Source organism: Mogibacterium diversum (genome assembly GCF_938028775.1).
GTDB classification, from domain to species: domain Bacteria; phylum Bacillota; class Clostridia; order Peptostreptococcales; family Anaerovoracaceae; genus Mogibacterium; species Mogibacterium diversum_A.
The window spans coordinates 107,600-119,820 of the sequence record NZ_CALIZG010000023.1; the positions used below are offsets into that span (position 1 = coordinate 107,600).

Annotated in this window: 12 protein-coding genes; all 12 read right to left on the bottom strand. The window is 39.5% G+C overall.

The features are described 5' to 3' along the window. Window positions 1–109: 109 nt before the first annotated feature. Window positions 110–412, bottom strand: coding sequence for a type II toxin-antitoxin system RelB/DinJ family antitoxin (locus Q7O90_RS06485; protein ID WP_304128733.1), 303 nt, complete (start codon window positions 410–412; stop codon window positions 110–112). 220 nt (window positions 413–632) lie between these two features. Further along, a complete protein-coding gene (locus Q7O90_RS08170) occupies window positions 633–920 on the bottom strand; it encodes a nitroreductase family protein (RefSeq protein WP_442929252.1) in 288 nt (95 codons plus the stop codon). A 53-nt stretch (window positions 921–973) separates the two neighbouring features. Beyond that, on the bottom strand, window positions 974–1,204 hold the full coding sequence (locus Q7O90_RS08175) for a nitroreductase family protein (RefSeq protein WP_330667067.1): 231 nt from the start codon (window positions 1,202–1,204) through the stop codon (window positions 974–976). A gap of 257 nt (window positions 1,205–1,461) precedes the next feature. Then, window positions 1,462–2,193 carry a TRM11 family SAM-dependent methyltransferase gene (locus Q7O90_RS06495; protein WP_304128735.1) on the bottom strand — a complete coding sequence of 244 codons (732 nt, stop codon included), beginning with the start codon at window positions 2,191–2,193 and terminating at the stop codon, window positions 1,462–1,464. 8 nt (window positions 2,194–2,201) lie between these two features. Next, complete coding sequence (locus Q7O90_RS06500; protein WP_304128736.1) at window positions 2,202–3,506, bottom strand: type II restriction enzyme; 1,305 nt, start codon at window positions 3,504–3,506, stop codon at window positions 2,202–2,204. Next, entirely contained in the window at window positions 3,493–4,335 is an 843-nt protein-coding gene (locus Q7O90_RS06505; RefSeq protein ID WP_298878041.1) for a DNA adenine methylase, read from the bottom strand. Before Q7O90_RS06505 ends, Q7O90_RS06500 begins: the two co-directional genes overlap by 14 nt. A gap of 321 nt (window positions 4,336–4,656) precedes the next feature. After that, window positions 4,657–5,520 carry a DUF6612 family protein gene (locus tag Q7O90_RS06510; protein WP_304128739.1) on the bottom strand — a complete coding sequence of 288 codons (864 nt, stop codon included), beginning with the start codon at window positions 5,518–5,520 and terminating at the stop codon, window positions 4,657–4,659. 14 nt (window positions 5,521–5,534) lie between these two features. Next, complete coding sequence (locus Q7O90_RS06515) at window positions 5,535–6,335, bottom strand: hypothetical protein (protein WP_304128741.1); 801 nt, start codon at window positions 6,333–6,335, stop codon at window positions 5,535–5,537. A gap of 105 nt (window positions 6,336–6,440) precedes the next feature. Then, window positions 6,441–7,286 carry a hypothetical protein gene (locus tag Q7O90_RS06520; RefSeq protein ID WP_304128743.1) on the bottom strand — a complete coding sequence of 282 codons (846 nt, stop codon included), beginning with the start codon at window positions 7,284–7,286 and terminating at the stop codon, window positions 6,441–6,443. Window positions 7,287–7,300: 14 nt separating this feature from the next. Next, window positions 7,301–8,083 (bottom strand): DUF6612 family protein, encoded by a 783-nt coding sequence (locus tag Q7O90_RS06525; RefSeq protein ID WP_304128745.1) that lies wholly within the window; start codon window positions 8,081–8,083, stop codon window positions 7,301–7,303. Window positions 8,084–8,292: 209 nt separating this feature from the next. Next, window positions 8,293–11,547, bottom strand: coding sequence for an ABC transporter ATP-binding protein/permease (locus Q7O90_RS06530; RefSeq protein WP_304128747.1), 3,255 nt, complete (start codon window positions 11,545–11,547; stop codon window positions 8,293–8,295). Between the two features lie 66 nt (window positions 11,548–11,613). Beyond that, window positions 11,614–12,159: a rubrerythrin gene (gene rbr / locus Q7O90_RS06535; RefSeq protein ID WP_304128748.1), complete on the bottom strand. Its 546-nt coding sequence runs from the start codon at window positions 12,157–12,159 to the stop codon at window positions 11,614–11,616. Window positions 12,160–12,221 lie beyond the last annotated feature (62 nt).

The following is a 12,221-nucleotide window of genomic DNA, read 5'->3' on the forward strand; positions in this document are numbered from 1 at the left end:
AAAAAGGAACCGCAGGGCGGTTCCTTTTTCATTTGTTCTATGTAATAGTTTTTAATAGAAGAAAGATGATCCTCTGCTTGCTCCGTAATGTAAATTCTGTATTGCCTCATCATATTCCTTTCTCAAGAATATCAAACACCTCATCTACATCCTTCGATTTGCCTTCAGCAGCCTGCATATATCCAGTTCTCATAATTATATTAAAATCATTATCATTCATATTTTCTCTGACTGGAACATTATTCGGAATAGTTAAAGAGAACGGAATGCCATTATTTAATATTATTTGTCTATAAAACATATCTATCGCAGTTGCTGTTGGAACTCCAATGGTTTCCAATATTTGTTCCGCTTGCTTCTTGATATCTTTCTGTATTCTCACATTAACGCTTGCATTCTTTGTTGCTGACATATTTATCACCTTCCTTTTAGAAAATTATGAACTATTGTATTGCTTTTTGCAATACAATTTCTATTATCTTCCCTTGATTAACTTCAATCAGCAACACTGTTATATAAGTTCAACTAATTATTACACACTTTCCAGTTCCCTTTAGCACAAAATTTGTAATAAAAAACCGCAGGAAGATTCCCACGGTCTCTTTGCTCATAAATATTTACGTTAAAATCCACTATTCGTAGAACTTAACTCTTTCCGATATATCCTCTTTATCTTTCGGTGCTGGCTCCATTACGATTCCACCAAATGGCATCTGAGCAACGAGCTTCCACTTCTCTGGCAGTCCAAACTTCTCACGCACGAAATCATCAATAACAGGATTGTAGTGCTGTATATTCGCACCAACACCGAGCTCACGCAGAGCACTCCAGATATTAATCTGAAGCATACCATTTGCCTGATTCGCCCATACTGGGAAGTTCTCAGCATATGCAGCAAACTTCTCTTGTAATCCACGCACTACCTCTTCATCGTAGAAATACAGAATCGTCCCTGCCGCAGCCTTGAACCCATCTATCTTCTCTCTCGCAACTTGCCGTCAAACACATCATAGATGCCGTCCCACAGCTCATCCTGCTTCTCACCGAGCGCAACGACCACGCGAGCACTCTTCATGTTAAACGCATCAGGAACTAGCTCCGTGACTTCATTTATAAGCGCATGAATCTCATCTGTGCTCACCGGTAGCTCTTTGTTGAGCTGGTAGTAGCTTCTTCTCTGCTTTAGTCCTTCGTAAATGTTCATCTATGTCCTCCAAACCCCTTTATGTTTACTGTGAATTATCTTTTAAATTATGGCTACATTGTACTCGATAATCCTCGGCGAACTGTGAAGGTTGGAGGAAGATAGATTGTGTAAAACTGTATTTTAAGTTTTAATAGAATTATTTTGCGGAGTATTTATTAATCTTGAAGCTCTAACATATGAGTTATTGAATCGGAACTGCTTTTTACAGGATGAAAAACAATTGCTCATCATGAATTCATAATCCATTTAAACGTCTAGTTGCATTTTTTTAACACAAAGATATACTCATGTGCTAGTAATATAAATTTGTTTTGATTGGAAATTTTTGCCCACTTGGAAGTGCCTTTACAATTATATTGTTGTTTTATGATAATCTCTTTTAACGAAAAGCCTTCATTTCGGAATAGTTGCAATGTTTCAAACCCTAAGGGTTTCACAAAGCCATTCTTCCTTATATCGCCAATTATAAATGCACAAAACTTATTAGTCTTTAATACTCTATATGATTCCTTTGCAACTGATTCCATTGATTTTAAAAAATCACTATATTCAAGTCGTGATAAGTCACCATCGATATTATTACTATATTTTATAATATCCGAATACGGAGGATGCGTGCATATGAAATCAATGCTATGGTCATTTATAAAGTCAAGTTTTTGCGCATCTCCAATTCTTATTTCAACATCACTACTTCCGTATGCAAAATTAAGCTTATTGATACTTAGTTCTACTGATTTAGGATTTATATCTACACCTATAATATCTCTATTTAGTAATTTTGCCTCTATAACTGAAGTCCCGCCTCCAACAAATTGATCTAGAATTTTATCACCTGGTGAAGAATACCTTATTATTAGATTTCTAAAAACGTATGGCGAACAATTACCCCTATATTTTGAATCATGAGTCGCCCAATCTCCTCTTTCTTTAAAACTCCATACTGATGATTTTTCTAGTTCAAATATCTGAGGTTCATAATTCATACACACTCCTATAAATTAACTAAATTAAATACCCACTTTATCCAACATTGCACTGAACTAGCTCTTCTATGAATTGTGCTAGTACTTTTGCATACGTTATATTTACGCATTAACTTTTCGATTTCACTTATCTCAATAAGTTCTCCTGTTTCAATTATACTATCAAAACAATCTGCAAATATTTGGTGCTGCAACATTAACTGAACAAACTTAAGTTGACGTTCTTTGTAGTTCATTGTTAATATTTGTTCTCCTAATCTAGTAAGAGTAACTCTTTTACCAGACCCTTCTATTCGTTTTACAAATAACCCTAGATAAGCCCCTGCGTTATAATAATAATCTGATTGACGTTCATCGAATTCCATTAATTCAGCAATTTGTTCTTTTGTCATAGCGTTCTCTTTTAGATTCTCTAAAAGAGAAATAACACGTTCAAAGGAGTTTGCCTGAATAAATGGAACATTGTCATCTTCCCTGCAGTCATCATCAAAAATAATTTTAGTTAAATTTCTAATCTCTACTAAGTCACTTATCTCAATATGCGTCTCTTGTAGAGAATAATTTTTTGCTTTAACTAGTTCAATAGAGGAATAATTATTTTTATCTAAAAATCTATATTCAAATAATCTAAAAATCATATTTGAATACACAGAAAACACTAATCTAATAGGTTTTGACACCTTTTGTTCCCATAACCTATACGGATAGTATAGCTGTCTAATGTGAAAATCTTCGTGTACTACATTCTTTGCTTCCAATATTATGACATCTTTATCATTTTCAAAACCGCCGTCTATTTCACATTGCGCATTTTTTACAGAAATTATCTGCTTTCCACCATCAACCGTATTTACGCTAAACTCGAATTCTCCGGTACCCATTCTTCCATTAAATGTTTCGACGGTATCCCTATCACCTAAAAAATCATCCAATATACCTGAGATAATCAATATGCAAATTGCCGCAGATTCTGATGTAATGCTATTAATATCTATTGTCTCAAGAGCGGGTAGTTCAGCAGAATCCATTTTATTTACAGACTCTGTTAGTTCTGGTAGTTCTTCATATAAATTAAATCTACCTAAAACATAAGAGCTTCTACTATTAGGTAAGATGTTAATTTTATTGTTTCTTAATGCTTCTGGAAGAGCTGATGTACAGTCCCATTTAGCCATTAATCTAGGTTCTTTAAATTCTTTAATTTCACTTGCTTTAATATGAAATATACCATTTTCATTAATTCTGTTTATAATATCGTATTTTTTAATAATCTCTTTCCATGCTTCATTAGCAGAAATTTTATTTTTTTGCATTGTATATTAGAACCTCATTTATTTGTCCACGTTTTTTTGCATCACTATTAATAGCTCGTTTTGCTTTAACAACCTTTATTCTATAAGCCTTATAAAGCTCCCTTATCTCTTCACAATCAGAATTGGACTGTAAGAAATGTACACCCTTTGAATTTAATTTGTCACATTCTTCTTTCAGTTCTACTTGTTTATCATACCCAAATCCTCCCTCTGTATATCCTGTAAACGAAGATGAAGATGAAATCGGCATATATGGTGGATCTAAGTATACAAAGGAATTTTTTTCAATATCATTTAAGACATCTTTATAGTCACCGCTCCTAATACTAATTTCATTCCCATTTAGATATTTTGAAATTGCTCTTAGTACAACTTCATTTACTATATTAGGATTCTTGTATTTGCCGTATGGTGAGTTAAATTGTCCTAAAGAATTAACCCTATACAATCCATTGTAACAAGTCTTATTTAGATAGATAATTCTTGCAGCTTTCTCCGAATTTGACATTTTATCAAAGTCAGGGGTGCGGTCTAGCGCTCTAACTTCGTAGTAATAATCTGATGAATTATATTTTTCATGTTCCTTCAACAATGCTACAAGAGCATCTAGATCATCCCTGACTGTTCTATATACGTTAATTAGTTCAGTATTGTAGTCATTAATAATTGCTTTTTTAGGTTGCAATCTGAATAGTACCGCCCCTCCACCAATGAAAGGTTCAACATAGTTATCGCAACTCTCATCTATTAATGGAATTATTTCTGATAGCAGTTGTCGCTTACCACCTACCCATTTTAATATTGGACTTAAAAGTAAATTTTTTGACATATTCAACCCTCACCTTAACAATATAATGACTATTATATTCGTTTTTACGATTATTCAAAACCCAAAATCTATAATGTTATATTTCTTATTTTTTAAAGCTATATAGAAATGAATAATCTAGATACCGAATTATAACACACCACCCTCTCATTTTTAGCACACTTATTCCATATTATATTCCCAAAATTTCCCACACTAAAAAGCCCGCGCTCACGCGCAGGCTTCCTCTTTAAATATTCGGTTTTAGCCTGTTTTATCGGCTCTAGTCCATTTTTTACTGCCATAACCGGACGATTACATGCAGCCCTCCAAGGCCAAACCCTAGAACTGCGACTTCTTCACCTTGCTAGCATCAAATCCGTGAGGCTTCTTGATTTCCTTTACATCGTTGATGTCACGGTAATATGCCTGATAGTAATCCTCGTTGTCGATTGCTCCTCCAATTTCAGGAACATCCATCTTGGTAATAAGCTTTATCCTTGTCTGATAAGGAGTTGGACCGCCCTTGCCCTTCTTCATCACGAGGTGAATTTCAATCTTGCAGGACTTTACATCCTTCTTACCCTGTTTAAGCATTTTGCTTTTAGGAATAATTGCTACCTGAAGCTTAGCCATCTGATTCAGATTGTTGCTCACATCACCCTTATAATCAAGATAGTAATGATTCTCGTCCTCAGTCAGCTTAAACTTGTCCGCATATTTCTCGTATATATCTAAGAAAGTCTTGCTATTACCTATCTCTGGAGGATTTATATCCTTTGCCTCTTTCCAAACCCACTCATAATTATTAGTTACCGAAGATGAGCCGATATATAACTTCTTAGGCTTTGGGGAGTATATCTTATCACTCTTAAATATGAAGTCTGAACTTCCAAATTTTATCAGTTTCTCATCAACAGTCTCAGGCTCACTAGAATTAGAAGTACCGCTTGAGTAATATTCGATGAAAGCCTGTGGGTCAAGCTGCATTTTACCTTGTCTAACCTGTGATTCACCCCTAAAGAGTCTAGCTGAACCCTCAGATGCTACGTATCTTCTATATGTGTGGATCTCATAATCAAGGTTTTCCACCTTTTGCATCTTCTTTACAAATGTCTTAACATCGCCTTTTCCACCGCAAGCTGAAAGGGTTAGGACCATCATCATGGCGATGACTACTAAAACTATTTTTCGTTTCTGTCTCATTTTATTGCCCCTCCCTAGTAACCTTTAGCCTTATCAATGCCCTTAGGTTCTTCAACACGAACACCAGTGTTCTGATCGCTATATTTTGCCACGCCCTTGAATTTAGCACTAACTGCACTGCTATCAAAATTACCAGTATACTTGAACGATAGCGGCTTATTATCCTCCTTGGAAACGGTTAGTTCAGCAACCAGCTTTCCTGTGTCATCTGTTGAGCTAACAATGAGCGGCCTGAACATTGCACCAAAGAATAGGTCACCATTTTCATCTTGAAGCTTTATATCAGTCGTCTCAAAGCGAAGTGTGTAAGTCTTCTTATCCTCTTTAACAGTGATGTCTTTCTTCTTTGTTTGTAGAAAAGCGATGAAATCGCGGTTGAATCCAGTTGGCTGATTGCGCCACTTACTGGTATAAATATCCTGCTTCCAAGTCTTATCGCCTTTTTCCTTTTTAAATTCTGCCCCGTCGGTTCCGTAGATTTCTCTAGACCCCTTTTTAGAATCATTTGCATAGTTTAGCTTTCCGCGGGCTCTAACTGGACCCATCTCAAAGGTTCCTTTATAAGAGTACTTATTAAAGCCCTCCGCCTTCTGTCCCTCTGATGGTTGGTGGCGGATATAGTCAGTTTTAGCTTCTATCTGAACCTTTCCGTCATCTAGATTGTAAAAGGCATCTAGCCCCTTATCAATTTTCTGTTCTTTGGTTAGATTCTCGCCACTTCCGTTGCCGCCGCCAGACTGTCCGCATCCAGCAAGCCCAAGTAAAGCGATCAAGCTGATAACCAATATGACTGTTCTTTTCTTGTAACCTGTCATATTCTACCTCCTATCTGTAAAATACCCCCGTGCATAGGTTATTGCTATCATAACTTAATTAGTGTACTTTTGCAATTAATCGTATGTCGCTCATAAGTGCAGTTATTAAATTCCCGCCGGCTTTTCAATGCTCTTCACATTATTTATATCACGATATGAAGCGATGAAATTATCCTCATTAGCTAGCTTAACTCCCGCTCCGTCGGTTTTTCCCTTTGCCTTAATCTGGATGTGAGCCTCGCTTGGTACCATTTTTTCACCGGTAGCCTTATCCTTTTTAGCTATCACAAGGTGTATGCGAAGCTTTACCGATTTAACGTACTGTTTACCTGATTTAAATACCTTGTTGTCTGCGAATGTCTGCTGTGCCTTACCAACCTGGTTGAAGTCCTTAGATACATCGCCACTGTAGTCAAGATATATGTAGTTATCATCTTCCGCCTTCTTAAACTTGCTAGCATACTTCTCATAAAGCTTAAGAATTTCTTCGTTACGCCCAACTTCCGGAGCCTCGAGATCGTCCTTATCTATCCATACCCATCCATTTTCCTTTGGTGAGGTAAATCCTTTATATCCTTTACCTGGCTCTGGAGAATAGATTCTCGCATAGCTGTTCAGGTCGTCGGCACTTGCAAATATACGTTTCGCCTTTGCTACCTTGCCATCATCGTTCGTGGTGCCATATCCGCTTAGAACATACTCGCTGAATACCTGTGGGTTGAATTGAATCTGACCCTGCCTGATGGTCGTATCGGAGCTAAACTTCTTCATATACTTGTTAGAAGCGCTGTTCTTGTTATATACGGTAACTTCGTACTCTAAGTTCTTTGCATTGCGCAGCTTATCGGCAAAAGTATTTACGTCAGAGCTCGAACTCTTCTTGAACGACATGAGGGATAAGCTCAAAACAAACGCGAATACAATCACAACTAATTTCTTTATCTTGTTCATCATAATCCCCCTTTCTACCTACTTGCGGCGCTGCTGATGCCGCTTGGAACTTCAACTCGTACACCTGAATTTTGCTTGGAATACTTGAAGTTACCCTTAAACTTAACTGTTATCTGCGGACTTTCCTGTTCGCATATGTACTTAACCGACATAGGTTTAAAGCCTTTCTTAGAGACTGTAAGCTCAATCTTCAATTTGTCATTCGTGTCATTGTCGGTGTAAATAGGTCCGTTGTAGCTTCCGCCAACTAGGATGTCACCATTAGCCCCAAGCAGCTTAACATCGTCAGTCTCATATACGAGTGTAAAGCTATCCTTATCGTCTGTGACCTTTATGTCCTTTTTCTTCGTCTTCAGGAATTCAATAGCTGCTCTATTTATTCCAATCGGCTTGTGATAACGAAGTCTCTTTGATTTTTCTGTGTAATTAACCCACTCTGAATCGTTTACATTTTTTGAGTAATGTGAGATCGCATCGTTATAGAAATCGTTTTTGTTTTTACCATCATAGTAAACACCAAGCAGGTGGTCTGGGCTCTCTTCAAAATCCCCCTTAAAGGTGAGAGTAGCGTCGAACTTTGACTGCTGTCCCTCCTGTGGTGATTTCAATTCGTACTTAAGATGGTTCTTCATCTCAATTTTTCCGTTCTTGAGATGTTCAAAAGCATCCAGCCCCTTGTCGATTTTCTCTTCTTCTGACAAGCTGCCATATTCGCCTTTCTTTCCACAGCCCACAAGCCCAAGTAGAGCTATCAGACCGATTATCAATATGACTGTCCTTTTCTTATAACCTGTCATATTCTACCTCCTCTTTGTAAAATACCCCCGTACATAGGTTACATGTAATCATAATATAATTTTATGCATATAACAAGAAAGCGCAAGCCCAAGCACCGGACCTAAAAGTCTCTCGTGCCGTAGAACTCACGCTTTAGATGATGGTTTCGACCTTATGAAAATTATAAATTCATAAGGCTATTTTAATAATTATTTTTTTATATTCGCGATTACTCGCTTCTGAGTGCCTCCACTGGATCGCGTTTAGCTGCTGACCTAGAAGGAATCAGTCCAGCTATATATGTTAGGAATACAGATATCCCTATCAGCACGAGTGCTGCACCAATCGGCAGCCTCATAATTCGTTCGACATTAAAGGATGATAGAACGACCATATTAATCGGAATACTCACGAGGTATACGAAGAGTATCGCAAATACACCAGATAGCAGTCCTTCGATGAATGTCTCAGCGTTGAAAATATTTGCAATATTTCGCTTCGATGCACCCATTGCGCGCAGAATTCCAATTTCCTTCCTGCGCTCCAGTACCGATATGTAAGTGATGATTCCTATCATGATTGAGCTTACAATCAGTGACACACTGATAAATGCCATTAGCACATAGCTTATCATATTTATGATATCTGTGACCGAAGACATGAGCGTACCCATGATATCAGTGTAAGTTATAACACGCGACTTGTGTCCAGACCTCTTCATACGGGCATTATAACTGTCGATACCATTGATCACCTTATCCTTTCGCTCGAAGCTGCTCGGATATATCGAAATCGATTCAGGGCTCGACTTATCTGCATAACCCATCTTCTTGAGGTTTGAATCGTATGTAACGATACCGTTATTCATGAACTGAGAGAACAGTGCTGCCATCTGCGTCTGATCCATATTCAGCGAAAATGCTTTTGCAAACGCCGAAGGATTAACACTAAATGCACTCTTCATAGCACTAGCCATATCACCGTTCATAGTCGCACCGCTGCTAATCTGCGCGCCTAGTTGCTTCTGCATCTCGGTCATGACCTGATTCATAAACTTACCCATAATTTTGGCCATTCTGCCCTGCATGTAATTGGTGAGAGCCCTCTCAATCGTTCCCCGAAGATCGCTTCTATTTAGATTCTGTGCTATGCGAGTTGCAGTGCTTGAGATTGCGGTTCTCGAATTGGTGCTCGAGAGATATGCAGTTATGATTTCGCTCTGTGCTGCACCAGGATGATTATTCGCATAGTCGCTTGCAAATGCCGGATAACCAGCGAGCAGTGTTGCGATGAGCTGACTCGTCTCTGTGGTGATCATCGACTGCTCGGCTGGAGTCAGCGTGATATTTTGTTGCTGCAGATATGCTGGGAACTCTGCCAGTTCCTGCATGATGTCGCTCATCATGTTCTGGGCTAGGCTCGTCGTATTAACTTTGGACAACGCCTTAGAGTAGTCGATATTCGCCAGCGGACTCATACCAAATGCTTTCTGAAGCTTTGATGCGTCGAACTTGAATGCGCTCGCCAGCATGGATTGATTTACGCTGAACAATTTGCTCATATCGAGCGATGCTCCGTTTTCTTCCTTGAGCGCTTCGAATGTCTTGCCTGTGAATACATCCACCTCAGGATTAGCAAGCTGCTGTTTAACTATATCTGCATCCTTCATTCTATCGATAACTTGCGATGTTAGGGATGGCAGATAACCTACACCTGGCTGAAGGGCATTGGATCTGGTCTTACCATTAGGTTTTATCACACCAACTACTTTAAGTTTAACTCCATTCTCCAGCTTACCGATCATGAACGCCTTGTTCTTCGATTGATCGAGCCATGTACCTGTTGGAGAGTTATACGAATAAATCTCGCCCGGAGAAATCACACTGTAGCTGAGCTTTAGAGCATCTCTGTATCTAAAAGGCTTTTGCTTCTCTGTGTTCATCTCAAGCTTTCCCGTCTCTCTGTACTTGATCATGGCGCGGTCATACTCTTTACGGTCGTAATATCCGAGCTGATATAGAGTGAAATCAGGGATTGAGCCATCCTTGTTTAAAACGAGCACTGCTTCTGTTGACTCCTTAGGCCACTTTCCAGCAACTACCTCGTACTGCTGTTTCAGAAGCTTTTCGTCATCGAGCATCTGGTAGAAGCCCGTGTTGCTCGAATTCTGGATTCCAAAGCTCTCATAGTTCGCATCCATGCCATCAGTCGAATTGACCTGCACTGGATCTGATTCACTCTTGGTCTGGTAGATAAGCGGTGTGATTCCGTAGTTGTATGTTATCACCGAGGCGTTTCGGCGGACCTTGTTGCCCTTTGCGTCTAGATATTTCTTGAAGGCAACTAGGTCGTTTTTTCTGGTGCTGCCAAAGACGTTTCCGAGCACGTTCCTCTGCTTGATTTCCGTATTCTCGGCTTTGGCTGCACTATTTGTATTGCCAGAATCCTCTTGAACTGCAGAGTCTGAATCCGCTTCTTTCTTCTTATCATCCTTGGAATTTCCAGACATTCCTGCAAACAGGCTCGAGATATCCGCTGCATTCTTAGAAATAGTGAGCGGATATGACGAGAGCGTATCTTCCTCGACCTTAGCGATGTACCCGTTTACACCATTTGAGAGTGCTAAAATCGCCGCAATTCCAATAATTCCAATCGATCCTGCAAAAGCTGTTAGAGCCGTACGTCCCTTCTTACTCATCAGGTTGGAGAATGAAAGTGAAAGAGCTGTTCGAAAGCTCATCGAAGTCTTAGTTCCGGCATCAGATTCGCCTATTTTCGTTCTTGCGCTACTCTTTAGTTCCTCTGCTGTAACCGGCTTCTTATCTTCGAGAATCGAACCATCTTTAAGCGTGATAATCCTATTTGCATATTGCTCAGCAAGTGTAGGGTTATGTGTAACCATGATTACGAGCCTATCCTTGGCAATCTCCTGTAATAGGTTCATAACCTGGATACCAGTCTCAGTATCTAGCGCACCTGTCGGTTCATCCGCTAGTACAATCTCGGGATTATTTACAAGTGCTCTTGCAATCGCCACTCGCTGCATCTGCCCACCAGAAAGCTGGCTCGGCTTCTTGTTCTCATGGCCCTTAAGCCCAACCTTATCAAGTGCCTCTTCAGCTCTCGTGCGCCTCTCATCGGCACCTACACCAGTCAATGTCATAGCTAGCTCTACATTAGCCCTCACTGTCTGATGCGGTATTAGATTGTAGCTCTGGAATACAAATCCAATTCTATGGTTCCTGTATGTATCCCAATCAGCGGACTTATACTCCCTAGTCGACGTACCGTTTATAATAATCTCGCCTGAATCGGCAGTATCGAGACCGCCGAGGATATTGAGCAGCGTAGTCTTACCAGAACCAGATGGTCCTAGAACTGCTACGAACTCATTGTCCCTGAATGTGACCGATACACCATCTAGTGCTTTCTGGATGAAGTCACCAGTCCTATATTCTTTTTTAAGCTCTCTTACTTCAATCATGTATATATCCTATATAAAAAGGGCTTCGGCGAACCGAAGCCCAGATAAGCCGTATGGACTATCTCCTTAGTAGTTTTCTGCGTGAACCTCAAAGAATGACTGTGGGTGATTGCAAACTGGGCAAACCTCTGGAGCCTTAGTTCCAACACAGATGTGTCCGCAGTTACGGCACTCCCATACCTTAACATCACTCTTCTCAAATACTTTCTTCATATCTACGTTCTTAAGAAGTGCACGGTATCTCTCTTCGTGATGCTTCTCAACCTCTCCAACGAGACGGAATCTTGCTGCTAGCTCTGGGAACCCCTCTTCCTCAGCAGTCTTAGCAAAACCTTCGTACATGTCTGTCCACTCATAGTTCTCACCATTAGCAGCATCCTCTAGGTTGTATGCTGTATCGCCAACTCCATCGTTGAGTTCCTTGTACCAAAGCTTAGCATGCTCTCTCTCGTTTGCAGCTGTCTTCAGGAAGATATCTGCAATCTGCTCAAAACCATCCTTCTTAGCTCTTGATGCAAAATATGTATACTTATTAGTTGCCTGTGATTCACCAGCAAAAGCTGCTTCTAGGTTCTTCTCTGTCTGTGTACCTGCGTACTTATTCTTAGCCATAATAATTACCCTCCTTAAAAAAATTTCGTTAATCAATCATGCAGTAACCAGCTGCATTTACT

What these genes read in the sequence shown, in the direction of transcription:
- Q7O90_RS06485 (WP_304128733.1), bottom strand. Translation starts at nt 412, where the DNA reads ATGTCAGCAACAAAGAATGCAAGCGTTAATGTGAGAATACAGAAAGAT.
- Q7O90_RS08175 (WP_330667067.1), bottom strand. Translation starts at nt 1,204, where the DNA reads ATGAACATTTACGAAGGACTAAAGCAGAGAAGAAGCTACTACCAGCTC.
- Q7O90_RS06495 (WP_304128735.1), bottom strand. Translation starts at nt 2,193, where the DNA reads ATGAATTATGAACCTCAGATATTTGAACTAGAAAAATCATCAGTATGG.
- Q7O90_RS06500 (WP_304128736.1), bottom strand. Translation starts at nt 3,506, where the DNA reads ATGCAAAAAAATAAAATTTCTGCTAATGAAGCATGGAAAGAGATTATT.
- Q7O90_RS06505 (WP_298878041.1), bottom strand. Translation starts at nt 4,335, where the DNA reads ATGTCAAAAAATTTACTTTTAAGTCCAATATTAAAATGGGTAGGTGGT.
- Q7O90_RS06510 (WP_304128739.1), bottom strand. Translation starts at nt 5,520, where the DNA reads ATGAGACAGAAACGAAAAATAGTTTTAGTAGTCATCGCCATGATGATG.
- Q7O90_RS06515 (WP_304128741.1), bottom strand. Translation starts at nt 6,335, where the DNA reads ATGACAGGTTACAAGAAAAGAACAGTCATATTGGTTATCAGCTTGATC.
- Q7O90_RS06520 (WP_304128743.1), bottom strand. Translation starts at nt 7,286, where the DNA reads ATGAACAAGATAAAGAAATTAGTTGTGATTGTATTCGCGTTTGTTTTG.
- Q7O90_RS06525 (WP_304128745.1), bottom strand. Translation starts at nt 8,083, where the DNA reads ATGACAGGTTATAAGAAAAGGACAGTCATATTGATAATCGGTCTGATA.
- Q7O90_RS06530 (WP_304128747.1), bottom strand. Translation starts at nt 11,547, where the DNA reads ATGATTGAAGTAAGAGAGCTTAAAAAAGAATATAGGACTGGTGACTTC.
- rbr (WP_304128748.1), bottom strand. Translation starts at nt 12,159, where the DNA reads ATGGCTAAGAATAAGTACGCAGGTACACAGACAGAGAAGAACCTAGAA.